Annotated in this window: 17 protein-coding genes and 1 riboswitch; of the genes, 8 read left to right on the forward strand and 9 right to left on the reverse strand. The window is 67.3% G+C overall.

Annotated features, from left to right (window positions below):
• The first annotated feature begins 7 nt into the window (after nucleotides 1–7).
• A riboswitch (TPP riboswitch) is annotated at nucleotides 8–132 on the forward strand.
• The 3 genes from thiC to ACFWPK_RS17005 all read left to right on the forward strand — a co-directional run bounded on the left by thiC (nucleotide 125) and on the right by ACFWPK_RS17005 (nucleotide 2970).
• Nucleotides 125–1768: a phosphomethylpyrimidine synthase ThiC gene (gene thiC / locus ACFWPK_RS16995; RefSeq protein ID WP_378916601.1), complete on the forward strand. Its 1644-nt coding sequence runs from the start codon at nucleotides 125–127 to the stop codon at nucleotides 1766–1768. Its footprint overlaps the riboswitch before it by 8 nt.
• 169 nt (nucleotides 1769–1937) lie before the next feature.
• On the forward strand, nucleotides 1938–2132 hold the full coding sequence (locus ACFWPK_RS17000) for a hypothetical protein (protein ID WP_378916604.1): 195 nt from the start codon (nucleotides 1938–1940) through the stop codon (nucleotides 2130–2132).
• Between the two features lie 43 nt (nucleotides 2133–2175).
• Nucleotides 2176–2970 carry a thioesterase family protein gene (locus tag ACFWPK_RS17005; RefSeq protein WP_378916607.1) on the forward strand — a complete coding sequence of 265 codons (795 nt, stop codon included), beginning with the start codon at nucleotides 2176–2178 and terminating at the stop codon, nucleotides 2968–2970.
• Here the strand turns inward: ACFWPK_RS17005 and ACFWPK_RS17010 are convergent, their stop codons facing one another.
• From ACFWPK_RS17010 to ACFWPK_RS17040, 7 genes are all read right to left on the reverse strand, one after another.
• Complete coding sequence (locus ACFWPK_RS17010) at nucleotides 2971–3477, reverse strand: SRPBCC domain-containing protein (RefSeq protein WP_378916610.1); 507 nt, start codon at nucleotides 3475–3477, stop codon at nucleotides 2971–2973.
• A 16-nt stretch (nucleotides 3478–3493) separates the two neighbouring features.
• A complete protein-coding gene (locus tag ACFWPK_RS17015) occupies nucleotides 3494–3823 on the reverse strand; it encodes an ArsR/SmtB family transcription factor (protein WP_378916613.1) in 330 nt (109 codons plus the stop codon).
• The gene (locus tag ACFWPK_RS17020; protein ID WP_378916616.1) at nucleotides 3813–4244 is read right to left on the reverse strand and encodes an SRPBCC domain-containing protein; all 432 of its coding nucleotides are present in this window, start codon (nucleotides 4242–4244) and stop codon (nucleotides 3813–3815) included. The genes ACFWPK_RS17015 and ACFWPK_RS17020 overlap by 11 nt, the downstream gene beginning before the upstream one ends.
• Before the next feature lie 76 nt (nucleotides 4245–4320).
• Complete coding sequence (locus ACFWPK_RS17025; RefSeq protein ID WP_378916619.1) at nucleotides 4321–5841, reverse strand: MFS transporter; 1521 nt, start codon at nucleotides 5839–5841, stop codon at nucleotides 4321–4323.
• 323 nt (nucleotides 5842–6164) lie between these two features.
• On the reverse strand, nucleotides 6165–7382 hold the full coding sequence (locus ACFWPK_RS17030; protein ID WP_378916622.1) for an RNA-guided endonuclease InsQ/TnpB family protein: 1218 nt from the start codon (nucleotides 7380–7382) through the stop codon (nucleotides 6165–6167).
• Between the two features lie 148 nt (nucleotides 7383–7530).
• Complete coding sequence (locus ACFWPK_RS17035) at nucleotides 7531–7953, reverse strand: VOC family protein (RefSeq protein ID WP_378916625.1); 423 nt, start codon at nucleotides 7951–7953, stop codon at nucleotides 7531–7533.
• Nucleotides 7954–8072: 119 nt separating this feature from the next.
• Nucleotides 8073–8720, reverse strand: coding sequence for a TetR/AcrR family transcriptional regulator (locus ACFWPK_RS17040; protein ID WP_378916628.1), 648 nt, complete (start codon nucleotides 8718–8720; stop codon nucleotides 8073–8075).
• Between the two features lie 89 nt (nucleotides 8721–8809).
• Between ACFWPK_RS17040 and ACFWPK_RS17045 the strand changes: the two genes are divergently transcribed.
• Entirely contained in the window at nucleotides 8810–9946 is a 1137-nt protein-coding gene (locus ACFWPK_RS17045; protein ID WP_378916631.1) for an epoxide hydrolase family protein, read from the forward strand.
• Nucleotides 9947–10049: 103 nt separating this feature from the next.
• Here ACFWPK_RS17045 and ACFWPK_RS17050 read toward each other — a convergent pair whose 3' ends face one another.
• On the reverse strand, nucleotides 10050–11192 hold the full coding sequence (locus tag ACFWPK_RS17050) for a GTP-binding protein (protein ID WP_378916634.1): 1143 nt from the start codon (nucleotides 11190–11192) through the stop codon (nucleotides 10050–10052).
• 79 nt (nucleotides 11193–11271) lie between these two features.
• Between ACFWPK_RS17050 and thiD the strand changes: the two genes are divergently transcribed.
• A complete protein-coding gene (gene thiD, locus ACFWPK_RS17055) occupies nucleotides 11272–12120 on the forward strand; it encodes a bifunctional hydroxymethylpyrimidine kinase/phosphomethylpyrimidine kinase (RefSeq protein WP_378916637.1) in 849 nt (282 codons plus the stop codon).
• Nucleotides 12121–12296: 176 nt separating this feature from the next.
• Here the strand turns inward: thiD and ACFWPK_RS17060 are convergent, their stop codons facing one another.
• Nucleotides 12297–13022, reverse strand: a complete 726-nt coding sequence (locus ACFWPK_RS17060) for a TetR/AcrR family transcriptional regulator (protein ID WP_378916641.1) — start codon at nucleotides 13020–13022, stop codon at nucleotides 12297–12299.
• Between the two features lie 150 nt (nucleotides 13023–13172).
• Here ACFWPK_RS17060 and ACFWPK_RS17065 point away from each other — a divergent pair, with 150 nt between their 5' ends.
• The 3 genes from ACFWPK_RS17065 (at nucleotide 13173) to ACFWPK_RS17075 (ending at nucleotide 17269) form a co-directional block, all read left to right on the forward strand.
• The gene (locus ACFWPK_RS17065; protein ID WP_378916644.1) at nucleotides 13173–13799 is read left to right on the forward strand and encodes a class I SAM-dependent methyltransferase; all 627 of its coding nucleotides are present in this window, start codon (nucleotides 13173–13175) and stop codon (nucleotides 13797–13799) included.
• Nucleotides 13800–13868: 69 nt separating this feature from the next.
• Nucleotides 13869–15185, forward strand: coding sequence for a glycosyltransferase (locus ACFWPK_RS17070; RefSeq protein ID WP_378916647.1), 1317 nt, complete (start codon nucleotides 13869–13871; stop codon nucleotides 15183–15185).
• Nucleotides 15182–17269 carry an ArnT family glycosyltransferase gene (locus ACFWPK_RS17075; RefSeq protein WP_378916650.1) on the forward strand — a complete coding sequence of 696 codons (2088 nt, stop codon included), beginning with the start codon at nucleotides 15182–15184 and terminating at the stop codon, nucleotides 17267–17269. The genes ACFWPK_RS17070 and ACFWPK_RS17075 overlap by 4 nt, the downstream gene beginning before the upstream one ends.
• The last annotated feature ends 86 nt before the right edge of the window (nucleotides 17270–17355 follow it).

The following is a 17355-nucleotide window of genomic DNA, read 5'->3' on the forward strand; positions in this document are numbered from 1 at the left end:
CGGGGCAATTCACACCAACGGGGGCTCGCACCAGCGGGCTGAGAGGACGGCTAGCCCAATCGGGCGTCAGGGCCGTCGACCGTATGAACCTGACCGGGTAATGCCGGCGTAGGGAGGAAGAATCATGGGCTCGAGCACGTCTTCTGACGGAACGGTCGACACCGTCACCACCGGTCCGATCCAGGGCAGCGTCAAGCACTACCAGGAGGTAGACGGCCTGCGCATCCCGGTTCGCCGCATCAACCTCACCAACGGCGACCACTTCGATGTCTTCGACACCTCCGGTCCGTACACCGACGACAACGCGGTGATCGACCTCGAGGCAGGCCTGCCGAAACTGCGCGACGAATGGGAATCCCCTACCGTCGACGGCCCGCCGACCCAGCTCGCCTGGGCTCGCCAGGGCATCATCACCCCCGAGATGCGGTTCATCGCCGCCCGCGAGGGTGTCTCGCCCGAGCTGGTGCGTGACGAGGTCGCGCTCGGCCGCGCGGTGATCCCGGCCAACCACAACCACCCGGAGCTGGAGCCGACCATCATCGGCAAGAAGTTCCTGGTCAAGATCAATGCCAATATCGGCAACTCGGCGGTGTCGTCGTCGATCGCCGAAGAGGTCGAGAAGATGGTGTGGGCCGCGCGCTGGGGCGCCGACACCATCATGGACCTGTCCACCGGCAAGAACATTCACGAAACCCGTGAGTGGATCCTGCGCAACTCCCCGGTCCCGATCGGCACCGTGCCGATCTACCAGGCGCTCGAGAAGGTGAACGGTGATCCCACCAAGCTCACCTGGGAGATGTACCGCGACACCGTGATCGAGCAGTGCGAGCAGGGTGTCGACTACATGACCGTGCACGCGGGCGTGCTGCTGCGCTACATCCCGCTCACCGCCAAGCGCGTCACCGGCATCGTCTCGCGCGGTGGCTCCATCATGGCCGCCTGGTGTCTGGCCCATCACCAGGAATCGTTCCTGTACACGCACTTCCGTGAGCTGTGCGAGATCCTCGCGAAGTACGACGTGACCTTCTCCCTCGGTGACGGCCTGCGCCCCGGCTCCATCGCCGACGCCAACGACGAGGCCCAGTTCGCCGAGCTGCGCACCCTCGGCGAGCTCACCAAGATCGCGAAATCCTATGGCGTGCAGGTGATGATCGAAGGCCCCGGCCACGTGCCGATGCACAAGATCGTGGAGAACGTGAAGCTCGAGGAAGAGCTCTGCGAAGAGGCGCCGTTCTACACCCTCGGCCCGCTGGCCACCGATATCGCACCCGCCTACGACCACATCACCTCGGCCATCGGCGCCGCGATCATCGCCCAGGCCGGCACCGCGATGCTCTGCTACGTCACGCCGAAGGAGCACCTCGGCCTGCCCAACCGCGACGACGTCAAGGTCGGCGTGATCACCTACAAGATCGCCGCCCACGCTGCCGACCTCGCCAAGGGGCACCCGCACGCCCAGGACCGCGACAACGAATTGTCCAAGGCCCGTTTCGAATTCCGCTGGCACGACCAGTTCGCGCTCTCGCTCGACCCTGACACGGCCCGCGAGTACCACGACGAGACGATGCCGGCCGAGCCCGCCAAGACCGCCCACTTCTGCTCGATGTGCGGTCCGAAGTTCTGCTCGATGCGGATCTCCGCCGATGTACGCGAGTACGCGGAGAAACAGGGGCTCACCGATGTCGCCGCGATCGAGGCGGGCATGGCCGAGAAGTCCGCCGAGTTCGCCGACCAGGGCAGCAAGGTGTATCTCCCGGTCGTCTCCTGACCGCTGTAGCACTGTCGACGCCCGTCCGATCTCCGCGATCGGGCGGGCGTCGCACTGTGTGGGCGTGCCGCGTGCACCCCTGGATTTCGGGGCTTTCGCTCTCGGTGTCGCTCGGTAAAGTTGGCGGCGTGTCGACCTACCGACACGCCGAGCACTGGAGCTGAACCATATGAAGCGCATCGTCGCCGGAGCCCTCGCGGCCGCCGCCCTTTCCCTCGCCGCCCCGCTCGGCACCGCCCAGGCGGCATCGCTGCCGGTCGCCGACTCCGGGTCCTCGTCCATCGGCTGCACCTCGGACACCAGCCCGTGCGCCTTGCGCCCCCTGTTCGACCTGTTCACAGCTCTGACCACCGGCAGCGCCTAGCGCGCGATCCCGCCACGAAGGTCGGCGGGGTAACGTCGGCGAGGTGGCCGATGCCTTCTATCTCACCGACCCCGCCGACCCGGATCGGTACCTCTCGACCGAGCTGACGCGCGGCCCGTGGTCGCCGGACGCACAGCATGCCGGACCGCCGTCGGCGCTGCTCGGGCATGTGATCGAGCGATGTGCGCCACGGCCGGGGTTTCAGGTCGGCCGGGTCGCCGTCGAGATCCTCGGGCCGGTACCGCTGGCTCCGCTCACCGCGCAGGCGAAGGTGGTGCGGTCGGGGCGCAGTGTCGAGCTGATCGAGGCGACCTTGTCGTCGGAGCGCGGGCCGGTGATGCAGGCCAACGCGTGGCGAATCAAGGTCGCCGAGCCCGCGCTCGATCTGCCCGCGGAATTCCTGCCGACCGGAACCAGGCCGTTGCCCGCGGCGACCGAGCCGGAGCCGTTTCCGTCCGAGCAGGAGATCGGTTTCCACACCGGCATCGAATACCGTTTCACCACAGGCTCTTTCGCCGCGCCCGGTCCCGCTGTCTGCTGGATCCGGTTGAAGTACCCGATCGTCGCGGGCACCACTGCGAGTCCGCTGGAACGCACACTGGCCGCCGCCGATTCCGGCAACGGGGTCAGTGCGGTCCTCGACTGGTCGAAGTACCTGTTCATCAACACCGACCTCACCGTCACCCTGCATCGTCAGCCGGTCGGCGAGTGGGTGTGCCTGGACGCGGTGACCCATCCCCAGCCGCACGGCATCGGCCTCGCCGAATCCGCACTGTTCGACGAGACCGGGCCGATCGGGCGCAGCACTCAGACACTGCTTATCGCGCCGCGGGGCTGATCAGGGGCGTGGCTTCACCAAATCGGCGTTGCCGTGCTTGCGCAGTTCCGACTCCCCGGTGCTCGTCCGGCGGAACGGATCGCCTTCGCCGGTGGTGAGCAGGCCGCGCAGGCTGCTGGTGATGTAGGCGCCCCAGGCGTTGGCGCACACCTCGTAGCATTCACCAGCCGGGACCAAACCCGCATGGGTGAAACGGATTTCGGTGCCGTCGGCGTTCTCGGTGATGTCGAAGACGACGTCGGTGTCCTCCCATTCGGCGGTGTCGGTGATGAACGACAGGTGCGAGTCGGTGACGTGCCAGACCAGGCGCTCGCCGGGGATGGATTCGGTGGTCGTCATGGTGGCGCGGTGCAGGCCGGGGACCTCGAAGAGGTAGCTGTCGCCGACCGTGCCGGTGCTGCCCTCGATGGTCTCCGACCACCAGGCCCACACGTTGTTGACGGCCGCGAAGGCCTCCTCGGGTGTCTTGTCGACGGTGATGGTCGCGGTGAAGTCGTCCTCGCTCATTGCGTTTCCTTCCGGCTCAGCCGTCGAGATGCCGGCGGAGCGCGTCGAGTGGGCCGTCCCAGTCACGGGACAGGGCGGCCAGAAATTGTTGTGCCACTTGAATCGGGGCGGAATCGAGGCGGTAGCGCACGCGCCGCCGCTCCCCCGGTTCCGCGATCACCAGGCCCGTATCCGCGAGCAGGGCAAGGTGTTTCGCGATCGCCTGCCGGGTGATGGGCAGTCGATCGGCGAGGTCGGTCGCGGTGGCCGGTCCGTGCGCGGCGAGTGCGGCGAGTACCGACCGCCTGCTCGGATCGGCCAGCGCGACGAAGACCCGTTCGGCGGTGGCCTCCAGCTCAGGCCGCATCGAGGTACTCGACGAGCTCGGCCAGTTCGCTCTTCCAGCCGCCGACATTGCCCTCGAACGCTTCCTTGTGCGCCTCGACGGGCAGCTGGGCGAAGCCGGTCTCGGTCACGGTCAGCCGGGTCCCGGCGCCCACCGGCTCGAGGCTGAACTCGACGTAGGTGCGCCGCGGGTCGTCGTCGGGCAGTCCGTTGATCGGCCAGGTGTAGCCGAACACCGAGGGCTCCTCGACCCGCTCCACCCGCATGGCCGCGGCGAACCCTTCCTTCCAGGTCATCCGCATGTCCCCACCCGGCCGCAGGTCGATTTCGGCGGTATTGCCGAACCAGCTAGCGAGCCCTTCGGCGGTGGTGATCGCCGCCCACACCTGGGCGGGCGGATGCGCGAGCTCGACGGTCCGAACGATCTGATCAGGGAATCCCATGACGCCTCCTCATGTATTGCAACTGATTGGTTGCAACTCAGAGTATTGCAACCTTCCGGTTGCGTCAAGGGTGCTCTCAGTGGTCGCCGGTGACGCTGAAGCCTTTCGGCACCAGCCAGACCGTTCCGGCGGCCACCACCGCGACGACCGCGGCCGAGATATAGGACGTGGTGGTGAGAGCGACGTCGAAGGCGTGGCTCGAGGCATGGGCGAGCTGGTCGCGCGCGGGTTCGGGCAGGTCGGTGGCCACCTCGGCCGCCCCGCCGATCGAACCGCTCGCCTGGTCCAGCTTGTCGGCGGGAACGGGCAGATCCATCATGTGCTGGCTGAAGATCCTGGCGTGCAGGCTGCCGAGCAGAGCGACACCGAACCCGACACCGACCTCGTAGTTGGTCTCCTCCACCGCACCCGCCTGGCCGGCACGGTCCGCGGGAACGGCGCCGACGAGGACGGCGGCCGCCGCGGTCACGGCCATGCCGTCGCCGAGACCGAAGGACACCAGGACCAGCGCGACCACCGGATAGGTGGTCGGTTCCGGACTCACCGCCAGTAGCAGGAAGCCGAGGGCGACCGCGCCGAGACCGACGCCGAGCACCGCACGGACACCGAATTTCTCCATCAGGATCGGCGTGAGCAGGGAGGCCGTGAGGAGCGTGAGCGCGGCGGGCAACATCCGGATTCCCGCCTGTGACGGGCTGTAGCCGTGAACGTATTGCAGCCACAGCGAGATCAGGAACATGGCCGCGCCGATCGCCATCATGGCCAGCAGGGTCGCGACGGCCGCCGCGGTGAACGCGCCGTTGCGGAACAACCGCACGTCGAGCAGCGGGTCGGTGGCGGTGAGCTGACGCCGGGTGAACCACGCCAGCGCGGCGATGCCGATGACCAGGATCGCCCAGTCCACCACGCTCGCTTCACCTTTCGCGAGATGCTTGATGCCCCAGGCCAGGCAGACGATGCCCGCCACCGACAGCGCCGCGGCGAACCAGTCCAGGCTGCCCGCCTGTGGCGCACGGTATTCCGGCAATACCCACAGCCCGACCACCACCGTCACGAGCACCACCGGCACATTGAGCCAGAACGCCGACGACCACCCGAAATGCTCCACCAGGAACCCACCGACGATCGGCCCCACCGTGGCGCCGACACCCGCGACCGCCGCCCAGATCCCGATGGCCATGGTGCGTTCGCGCGCATCGGTGAAGATATTGCGGATCAGCGACAGCGTCGACGGCATCACCATCGCACCGCCGATCCCGAGCAGCACCCGCCCGCCGATCAGCTGTGCCGCGCTCCCCGCGGTGGCGGCGACCACCGAGGCGATACCGAACAGCACGAAACCGCTGATGAACAACAGCTTTCGCCCCACCCGATCACCGAGCGCACCGGTGGTGATGAGCAGCCCGCCGAGCACGAGACCGTAGATGTCGATGATCCACAACTGCTCCAGCGGCCCGACCTGTAGATCCTCGATCAGCGACGGCAAGGCCACATTGAGGATGGTGGCATCCATTGCCACCAGCAACAGGCTGGCGCACAACACCCCGAGCATCGCCCAGCGCACCGACCCGTACGTCCCCGTGCCCTCGCCCACCATGCCGCCTCACCGCCGATTCCTGGTCGTGACCGGTATCCGGATCCGTGGCACCCGATCCGCCGCTCAACCTACCGAGTTACGAGCGGTTCACCGGGGAGCGTGACCGAGGCCGCGAGCGAATGGTGGGCGCACATGCGAAACGGCGCCCTGGATCCGGGTGGATCGAGGGCGCCGTGTCGGTGCGAGTTACGCCTTGTCGAACCGAGTATCGATGTAGGACTTGAAGTCGACCTTGCCGGGGATGGCCTTGGCCTTGGTGAAGGCGTCGGCGATCTCCTGTTCGGAGGCGCCCGCGACCCAGAAGTTTTGACATCCTCCCCGCCCTAAAGGACGGAGACTCCTACCAGCGCACCAAAGCGCTTTCGGCGGGTTCCTGCTTCACCGCGCAGCGCCGGAACAAGCTCCGGACTCACCCGCACTCCACAAGCGTTTAACCTCTCCGCCTGACCAGCGGCGAGAACATTCTTGGCGGCGTTCACATCCCGGTCGTGGATGATGCCACACCCGCACGTCCACCACCGCACATGCAACGGCTTCTTCCCACCGACAACCCCACATGCCGAGCACAGTTGCGACGACGGGAAGAACCGGTCGACCTTGGCGAAAAACCGCCCGTGCCGGACCGCTTTCTCCCCGACCAGGCGGGTGAACATCGACCACCCAGCGTCATGCACCGACTTCGCCAGACGGGTCCGCGCCAAACCTTTCACACACAAATCCTCGACAAACACCGCTTGGTTATCACGGACAATCGTCGTGGACAGTTTATGTACGAAATCGCGGCGCTGATCGGCAACCTTGGCGTGAGCGCGGGCAACCCTGATCCGAGCCTTGCCTCGGTTACTCGACCCCTTCTGTTTGCGTGAGAGCGCTTGCTGGGCCTTACGGAGCTTGCGTTCAGCCCGACGGAACAGCCGCGGGTTCTCGATGACCCTCCCATCGGACAGGACCGCGAACGACGTCAGGCCAAGATCGATACCCACCTCGGCATCGACCTCGGGCAGCGGCCGGGTTCCTACCTCCACCACGAACGACGCGAAATAACGTCCCGCCGCGTCCTTGATCACAGTCACTGACGAGGGCACCGACGGCAGCCGCCGCGACCACGCCACCCTCACGTCCCCGATCTTGGGCAACCGCAACTTCTCCCCGGCGGTGACCGCGAACCGGGCGTTTCGGGTGAACCGAATCGCCTGCCGGTTATCGCGACGCGACCGGAATCGTGGCGCCGCGATCTTCGGCCCCTTCCGTGTGCCGGTGACCGAGCCGAAGAAGTTGCGGTAGGCGGTATTCAGATCCGCTAGGGCCTGCTGCAACACCACCGCCGACACCCCCGATAACCACACGCGTTCCGGGGTCTTCTTCGACTCGGTCAACAGCTTCGACAGTTCAGCATCAGTGACCCGGTGGCCGTCCCGGTACGCCTGCTGCCGTATCGCGAGGGCATCGTTGAAAACGACCCGGGCACAGCCGAATGCTTGCGCCAACGACTGCCGCTGCCCCACTGTGGGGTAGAGGCGGAAGTTATATCGCAACTGCATAACCGACAGTGTGGCACCGGGGTACGACACAAAACTCGGCACCGTGACATCGCCCGGTTCGAGGAAGCCAGTACGTGACCGCCTGGTTCACGGCACTCAGCGCTGACGGGCCGACCATGATCACATCACCCGGGCCGATGGGTTGCAATCAGCTCGAGGATTTGTCGGCTCTGCTGGAGATCTGCTGTACCGCCCAGCTGTTGCCGTCGGGGTCGCTGAAGAAGACGAAGCCGACATTGTCGAGCGGATGCGGAACGGGCCGCGGATTCTTGCCGAGCTCCTGCACCTCGCTGACCTCGACCCCGCGCGCCACCAGCTCCGCGTGCGCCTGCTCGATATCGGGGACCACGAGTTGCAAGCCCTTCACCGAGCCGGGCGACATCTCGGGCACGGCGCCCTTGCCGATGACGATCGAGCAGCCCGAGCCGGGCGGGGTGAGTTGCACGATGCGCACGTCGTCGGAGATCACCGTGTCGTGGTCGACGGCGAAGCCGAGCTGGGTGGCGTAGAAATCCTTGGCCCGGTCGATATCGGAAACCGGGACGATCACAACTTCCAGAGTCCAGTTCACTACGCGCCTCCGCGTTGTAGTCCGGGGTGATGCGCCGAGTCTGCCAGCCCGTACACAGCCGGGCCAGGTAATCCTGATGTGTCTCTACCCGAAGGGGCCCGGTAATTCCCCAATAGCGCTCAGGACCGACGCTCCCAGCGCCAGGCGAATTCACCGGTAGCGGGGCGCGGACCAGGGAGCTGCCCCTCAGCCGTGAGCCCGTCGATCATCAACGCGAGGACCCGCCGGCGCAGTTCGGCAGTGCGCACCGGGTCCGGCATCGTGATCGCGGCGCAGGCCTCGAAGATCAGGCCGAGGTCGAGGGCGTCGACGTCGGGTCGCAGCCTGCCGCTCGCGTGGGCGCGGCGGACCAGCTCCTCGCCGGCCTCGCCCGAGTGCATGACGTCGGGCAGCATCGACTCGTCGGGAGTGAAGGTGCCCGCCAGGCGCACGGTGAGCGAGTGCACGTCGGCCTCGACGACCCGCTCCAGGAATCCGACGAACCCCCGCCACCCATCCGAATCCTCCAGCGCCGCATCCGCTTCCGCGTTGAACCGGCGCAGTCCTTCGTGGCAGAGCGTGCGCAGCAGCACCTCCTTGCTCGGATAGCGCCGGTAGAGCGCGCTGATCCCGACCCCCGCCCGTTCCGCGACGGCGGCGATCGGGGCGTTCGGATCGTCGAGGAACACCGCGCGGGCGGCATCGAGGATCAGTCCGTCGTTGCGCGCGGCCTGCGCCTTGCGGCCGGGCAAGCGTGGCTGATCTGCGGTTTCGGTCTGCTTCGCCATGAATATCAGCCTACCACTTGAAACGGAATGCTCCGTTCTGCTACATTTGGAACAGAACGAAACATTCCGTTTCAATAGGAGGAGTCGACATGGCCACCATCACCCCGTTCCGGATCGAAGTTCCGCAGGCCCGGCTCGACGATCTCGCCAACCGCCTGCGCAGCGCCCTGTACCCGGACGAGCTGCCCGGTGTCGGCGACGCGTACGGCGTGCCCGCCGGCCGGGTGAAGACCCTCGCCGAGTACTGGCTCGAGGAGTTCGACTGGCGTGCGGTGGAATCCGAGCTCAATGCCTACCCGCAGTTCACCACCGAGATCGACGGCGAGGACATCCACTTCCTGCACATCCGCTCCTCGCGCGCCGATGCCACGCCGGTGATCCTCACCCACGGCTGGCCCGGTTCGGTCCTCGAGTACCTCGACGTGATCGCGCCGCTCACCGAGCCGGAATCGGCCGATCAGCCCGCCTTCCACCTGGTCATCCCCTCGCTGCCCGGTTTCGGCTTCTCCGGCCCCACCCGCAGCACCGGCTGGAACCGCTTCCGCACCGCCCGGGCCTGGGCCGAGCTGATGAATCGCCTCGGCTACCAGCGCTACGGCGCCATCGGCAACGACGGCGGCTCGATGGTCTCGCCCGAAATCGGCCGGATCGCGCCCGACAATGTGATCGGCGTGCACGTCACCCAGCTGTTCTCGTTCCCCTCCGGCGACCCGGCCGAGTTCGAAGGCCTCTCCGAGGCGGATATGGCCGCGCTGCAACATCTTCAGTGGTTCCACGAGAACAAGATGGCCTTCAATACCCTGCACAGCCAGCAGCCGCAGACCCTGGCCTACGCGCTGGCCGATTCCCCGGTCGGCCTGCTCGGCTGGAACGCGCAGCTGTTCGGCGAATCGCTCGACGCGCGGTTCGTGATCGCGAATGTTGCGCTGTACTGGCTCACCGGGACGGCCGGTTCGTCGCTGCGCTTCTACTACGAGGACGCGCACGCGGGCGAGCAGCCGACCGAGCCGACCACCGTGCCGACGGGGCTGGCGATGTTCGCCGGCGATTTCCAGTCGATCCGCCGGTTCGCCGAGCGTGACCACAGCAAGATCGTGAGCTGGAATTCCTACGACACCAGCACGGGCAAGGGCGGCGCGAACGACGCGGCCGGGCACTACGCCGCGCACGAGGCACCCGAGGTGCTGGTCGGCGACATCCGCGAGTTCTTCGCCGGGCTCGCCTGATTCGATCAGGTGCCGCGGCCCACGCTCCCCTCATCGGTGCGTGGGTCGCGGCCCATTCGAATCATGCACCAGCGCAGTGTGATACGCGCACCAAAGTCGCCAATCAGTGATGCTCGTGCAGCTCACCCCATGCCGGGAACGGATCGGGGTAGCCGGCCCACGCGCTCGTGCCCGCCGCGAACTCGGCGTCGGTGAGCAGCGCGGCGTCGAGCTGACGCCGGACGGTGGGCGCGTCGAGGCGCACCCCGATGAACACGAGTTCCTGTCCGGCGGGAACTTCCAGCTCCGACCACCACGCGCCGGGTTCGAAGGTGATGTTCGGACCGGCCTGCGACCAGATCGCCGCCAGCTCGGGGCGGCTCGCGATCCAGCAGAAGCCCTTGCTGCGCAACATCCCCCGCATCCGCGCCAGCACGTCGGCAAGGCGCTGCGGATGGAACGGTCGATCGGCGATGAAGGTGATGCTGCTGATCCCGTATTCCTCGGTCTCGGGAGTGTGCCCGCCCGCCAATTCCTCGTCCCAGCCTTCGGATTCGGCGGCGACCAGCGGGTTGTAGCGGCCGGTGGCGAGCACCTCGGACAGGCCGACGACGCCCTTCTCGGTGCGCAACACGTGGGCGCGTGGGTTGAGCCTGCGCACCGTCGCCTCGACGGTGGCCGCGGCGTTCGCGCTGACCAGGTCGGTCTTGTTGATCAGCAGCACGTCGGCGAACTCCACCTGGTCGACCAGCAGATCCGCGATCGAGCGGGCGTCACCCTCACCCGCTTCGAGATCGCGTTCGGCCAGCGCCTGTCCGCGAACCAGTTCGGCGAGGAAGGTGGAGGCGTCGACGACGGTGACCATGGTGTCGAGCCGGGCGATGTCGCCGAGGCGGAACCCGTCGTCGAACTCCCAGTCGAAGGTGGCGGCCACCGGCATGGGTTCGGAGATTCCGGTCGACTCGATCACCAACTGGTCGAAGCGGCCCTCGCGCGCCAGCCGGGCGACGGCCTCGATCAGGTCCTCCCGCAGCGTGCAGCAGATGCAGCCGTTGGTGAGTTCGATCAGCTTTTCCTCGGTCCGGTCGAGGTGCCCCTGACCCGCGACCAGCGCCGCGTCGATATTGACCTCGCTCATGTCGTTGACGATCACCGCGACCCGGCGGCCGTCGCGGTTGGCGAGGATGTGGTTGAGCAGCGTGGTCTTGCCCGCGCCGAGGAAGCCGGACAGCACGGTGACGGGCAGATGTGTCAGGGAATCGGTCACGAGAGTTAATGATAATGGTTTTCATTTGCAGCGCACAGTCGGGGCCCATACAAACACGCGCGAGCCGTAGGGTTGGGGCGTGAAGATGTTGCCGCTGACCCCTGATGGCCAGACCCCCGTTCGCGCGCTCACCATCGCGGGCACCGACTCCGGTGGCGGCGCCGGTATCCAGGCCGATTCGCGCACCATGGCACTGTGCGGTGTGCACGCGTGCGTGGCGGTGGCGGCCGTGACCGTGCAGAACACGGTGGGCGTCAGCGGTTTTCACGAGATCCCGCCGCAGATCGTGGCCGATCAGGTGCGGGCAGTCGTTCGCGATATCGGCATCGGTGCGGCCAAGACCGGCATGCTCGCCTCCACCGCGATCATCGAGGCGGTCGCCGGGGTATGTCGTGAGCTCGGGATCGGGCGCGACGGCACCATCCCGCTGGTGGTCGACCCGGTCGCGGCCTCCATGCACGGCGATCCGCTGCTCCACGCGGAAGCCCTCGAGGCAGTGCGTAATACGCTGATTCCGCTCGCGACGGTCGTCACCCCGAACCTCGACGAGGTGCGCCTGATCACCGGCATCGAAGTGGTCGACGACGCCACCGCGCGCAAGGCCGCCGAGGCATTGCACGCACTGGGCGCGCAGTGGGCGATCGTGAAGGGCGGGCACCTGCGCGCGTCGGAATTCAGCACCGATCTGCTCTACGACGGCGACACCTTCCGCGAGTTCACCGCGCCGCGCATCGCCACCGGCAACGACCACGGCGGTGGGGACACCCTGGCCGCGGCGATCGCCAGCGCGCTCGCCAACGGCTACTCGGTCCCCGACGCGGTGGAATTCGCCAAGGAGTGGACCTACCGCTGCCTGGCCGCTTCCTACGACCTCGGCGCAGGTCACGGGCCCGTCTCCCCGCTCTGGAGACTGCACACTGATGCATAGTTGGCGCAGCCGCGCAGCGTTCCTCAGCCGCGCACGGCCGGAGCGAAGGCGCAGGTACGCCTAGCGTGGCGTCGCGAACTTGTCGGTGCCCAGGTTCATACTGAACTCATCGCACCCCAGCCGACCCCAACGGCGTGATCGGCGAGAACAACGGAGTTCGTGTCGGGCGCGAGGATTCAGTCGAGACCGAAGGCGTCGCGCAGCGGTTTCGACGGGTCGATTTTTACCCCGTTGAAGCGGGCATGCGCCTGCGCCAATGCCGAGATACTCTCGGCCAGATAGTCGACGAAGCGCTCGACCGGCATCGCCGATACTTCGCGTTGATTCGCGCCGAGCCACCAGTCCGTGGCCGAGGCGACCGCACCGAAAATCGAATAGTTCACCAATTCGATCCCGGTCACGTCGATCGATTCCGTCGGGAGCAGGCCCGCGAAGAATTCCGCTGCGCGCCTTGCCGATTGACGGGCCGCGACCAGGGCGCGTTCGGCTTCCTTGGCCTGCTGGCTGAAATGGCTGTGCAGCATGAACCGGAAGACATTCGGGTGTGCCGACACCACCGCCACGTACTCGGTGGCCGCGGTGTGAACGAGTTCGGCGATGGAATCGTCGGTGAGATTCACACTGGTGAGCACGCGCTCCCAGAGCGTGTCGCGCACGCGGTCGACGATCGCGTTGTAGAGGTCGGTCTTGTCCTCGAAATGGCGATACAGCTTCGGCTTGGCCGCGCCTGCCTCCTTGGCGATATCGCCCATGCTCACATCGGGCCCGACCTGATCCAGCGCCCGGAAAGCCGCATCGACGAATTCGATACGCACCTGCACGCGATGCTCACGCCAGCGTTCGGTCCGCGCGTCGACACGGCGACGCGGCGCCTCGTCCGTTTTGGGGTAACCGCGCGTCACGGTAGTAATACTAGGGCGGGCCGTACCGGAGGCTACGCACCCCACCGAGAGTGGAAACACATTTGCCGAAACAGCAAGAATTCTGGCGGTCATCGGAGTAGTCGATGCACTATCGGATGATCCTTTCACCCTGACCGACCAGGAGCATCGATGACCGAGACCGTGGCGAACGCCGAAGAGTTCTGGGAAGACTTCTACCGCGAACGTGCGCAGATCTGGACCGGTAACCCGAACCCACTTCTGGTGCGTGAAGTGTCCGAGCTGAACCCGGGGACGGCCCTCGACCTGGGCTGCGGCGAGGGCGCCGACGCGATCTGGTTGGCCGAGCGCGGCTGGCGGGTCACCGCGGTCGATATCTCCGCGACCGCGATGGAGCGCGGTGCGCGACGGGCCGCCGAGGCCGGGGTGACGATCGTGTGGGACCGCCACGACCTGCAGGCGAGTTTCCCGGCGGGCACCTTCGACCTGGTGTCCGCCCAGTTCCTGCACTCGCCGGTGGAGCGGCCGGACGAGCGAGCCGGGATCCTGCGCAGTGCGGCGGCCGCCGTCGCACCGGGTGGGGTGCTGGTGATCGGCGCGCACGCGGCCGCGCCGAGCTGGGCCTCCAGCGCGATGCACGAGCATGTGTTCCCGACCATCGAGCAGGTAATCGAGCAGCTCGAGCTCGGGCCCGGCTGGCAGGTCGAGACCGCCGAGCTCGTCCACAGCCCGTCGACCAGCCCCGACGGCGTGGTCGGTGAGCGCGCCGACAGCGTGCTGCGCGTGCGTCGCGGCTGATCACGATCCCCAGCAACCTCCCAGCTCGGTCCCAGCTCGGTGGCAGCGCGGCCATCGAGTCTGGGTGTCATGACTCAGACCGAGGCCGAGCAGAAGGCCATGCAGAGCAGCCGCGCGCCGGTGCTCGACGTAGTGATACCCGTCTACAACGAGGAGGTCGATCTCGGCCTGTGCGTGCGTAGGCTGCATGCCTATCTGCGCGCCGGATTCCCGTTCACGGCCCGCATCACCATCGCCGACAATGCCAGCACCGACGCCACCCTCGCGGTGGCCGAGCTGCTGGCGGCGGAACTCGACGGCGTCGAGGTACTGCACCTGGACGCCAAAGGGCGGGGGCGGGCATTGCGGACCGCGTGGGAAGCGTCGGATGCGGCGGTGGTCGCGTACATGGACGTCGACCTGTCGACCGACCTGGACGCGCTGCTGCCGCTGATCGCACCGCTGGTATCCGGGCATTCCGATCTCGCGATCGGCACCCGGCTCGATTCGTCGGCCCGCGTGGTGCGCGGACCCAAGCGGGAGATCATCTCCCGCTGCTACAACCTGCTGCTGAAAACCACACTGCGGGCTGGCTTTTCGGACGCGCAATGCGGATTCAAGGCCGTGCGAACCGATGTCGCTCGCGAGCTGCTGCCGCTGGTGCGCGATGGCGAATGGTTCTTCGATACCGAGCTGCTGGTGCTGGCCGAACGGGCGGGACTGCGGATTCACGAGGTGCCCGTCGACTGGATCGACGATCCCGACAGCCGGGTCGACATCGTCGATACCGCGCGCAAGGATCTGCGCGGGATCTGGCGGTTGACCAGGGCACTGACCACCGGCGCCCTCCCGCTGGACGAGTTGCGGGCCGCCGTCGGGCGTGAACCGCTGGTGGCCGGGGTGCCGCTCGGCATGGTCGGCCAGCTGGTGCGGTTCGCGATCGTCGGGGTGACCTCGACGCTCGCCTACATCGTGCTGTACCTGCTGTTGCAGCCGGTGGCAGGCAGCCAGGGCGCCAATCTGGTGTCGCTGCTGATCACCGCGGTGGGCAATACCGCCGCCAACCGGGCGTTCACCTTCGGTGTGCGCGGGCGCGGCAACGCGGTGTCGCACCAGTTCCAGGGCTTGGCCATCTTCGCGTTCGGGCTGGCGATCACCAGCGGGTCGCTGTTCGCCCTGCACCGCTGGGCTCCCGACGCGCCCGTCGCGGTGGAGCTCACCGTGCTGATCACCGCCAATCTCGTTGCGACACTTGCTCGTTTCGTCGGCTTGCGCTGGGTGTTCCGGAACGTGGGCACCGACCGCCCGGTCCTCGCGCACTCGACCCACTCCGCCCCGGCGTTCGGCGCTACCGACAGCGGCTCCGAATCGGCAGAACGCCTCGGTGCGTTGGAGGTGCGTCGATGACTACGACCATCGCTCCCCCGTCTCCCTCCGACATCGTGAATCCCACGGCGACCAGAAAACGTTGGGAGCGCCCGGCATTGGCGGTGCTGCTACTCGGCACGCTGATCGCCTATCTCATCAATCTCGGCGCCAACGGGTGGGCCAACGACTTCTATGCCGCTGCGATACAAGCGGGTTCGCAATCGTGGGAGGCGTTCTTCTTCGGTTCCTCCGATGCCGCGAACTCGATCACCGTGGACAAACCGCCCGCTTCGCTGTGGGTGATGGAACTTTCGGTACGGCTGTTCGGGCTCAACAGCTGGAGCATGCTGGTGCCACAGGTCCTGCTCGGCGTGGCCAGTGTCGCGTTGCTGTGGGCAACGGTGCGCAGGTCGTTCGGACCCGCGGCGGGGTTGATCGCGGGCACGGTTCTCGCGGTGACTCCCGTTGCGGTGCTGATGTTCCGGTTCAACAATCCTGACGCGCTGCTCGTATTGCTGATGGTCGCGGCCACGTGGGCGATGACGCGCGCGGTCGCGGACGGGCGCTGGCGCTGGTTGCTGCTCACCGGCGGGTTGATCGGATTCGGCTTCCTCGCCAAGCAGTTGCAGGTGCTGCTGGTGGTGCCGCCCTCGGCGCTGACGTATCTGATCGCCGGACCGCCCAAGCTGGGTAAGCGGGTCGCACAGCTGTTCGCCGCCGGCGCGGCGATGGTGGTCGCGGCGGGCTGGTGGTTGCTGGCGGTGGAGCTGTGGCCCGCGGATTCCCGGCCGTGGATCGGTGGGTCGCAGAACAATTCGATCATCGAACTGACCCTCGGATACAACGGGCTCGGGCGGTTGAACGGCAATGAGACCGGCAGCGTCGGGCCGGGTGGCGAACTGCCCGCAGGTGGGAACGGAATGTGGGGCAGCACCGGGATCACCCGGATGTTCGAGTCCGCGCAGGGCGGTCAGATCGCGTGGTTGATTCCGGCGGCGTTGCTCGCGCTCGTGGCCGGGCTCGTGTTGCGCGGCCGAGCGCCACGTACCGATCGCCGCCGTGCCGCGCTGATTCTCTGGGGCGGTTGGCTTCTCGTCACCGGGTTGGTGTTCAGCTTCATGGCGGGGATCTTCCACCAGTACTACACGGTGGCGCTCGCGCCCGCTGTCGCGGCGCTGGTGGGGATCGGGGCCGTGCAGATGTGGGGTGCGCGTGATCGATTGTGGGTGCGGTGCGCGTGCGCTGTCGCGGTCGGGCTCACCACGGCAACAGCGTGGATGTTGCTGTCGCGCAGCGCTTCCTTCCAGCCGTGGTTGCGCTGGTCGATTCTGGTTGTCGGTGTTGTCGCCACCGTTGCCTTCATGTTCCCGCTGGCACGCAAGCAGTCGGTGATCGCCGCGCTCGCCGCCGCCTTCATCGGACTCGCCGGGCCGATCGCCTACTCGGTCGACACTCTCGCGTCCGCGCATTCCGGTGCGATCCCCTCCGCCGGACCGAGTTCCGGCGGGATGCGCGGAATGGGTGGACCGGGCATGCGTCCCGGCGGCGACGGTGGCAGGCCCGGCGCCCAGGGATCCGCCACCACCGGCGCCAGGGACGGTGCCGCGCCCGGTGGTACGCCCCCGGACGGTGCGGCCACGGGTGCGCCGACCGGCATGCCGTCGGACGGTGGCGCGCAGGGGCAAGACGGCACGGCGATGCCGGACGGTTCCGCCCAGGGTACGAATGGTGGTGACCAGCGCATGGGTGGCGCGGGTGGACTACTCGGCGGATCACGTCCGAGCGATCAGATCGTCACCCTGCTCGAGGCGAACGGCACCGACTACACCTGGGTCGCGGCGGCGGTCGGCTCCAACAGCGCCGCCGGATATCAGCTCGCCACCGAGCTGCCGGTGATGCCGATCGGCGGATTCAACGGCAGCGACCCGTCCCCCACCCTCGAACAGTTCCAGCAGTACGTGGCCGACGGAAAGATCCACTACTTCGTCGGCGGTGGGCGCGGGGGCCCCGGCGGGAACAGTGAGTCGACCAGCTCGGCGATCACCGCCTGGGTAACGGCGAACTACACCGCGACCACGGTCGACGGAGTCACTCTCTACGACCTCACCCAACCGAAGTCGTAGCCGTCTCGCCGTCAGGCCGGGGCCCGGCGGATCACCCCCAGCCGCCGGGCCCCGGCCCCCTCGTGTGGCCGCCCCAATGTCGCTCA

The organism is Nocardia sp. NPDC058519 (assembly GCF_042719755.1).
Lineage (GTDB): Bacteria > Actinomycetota > Actinomycetes > Mycobacteriales > Mycobacteriaceae > Nocardia.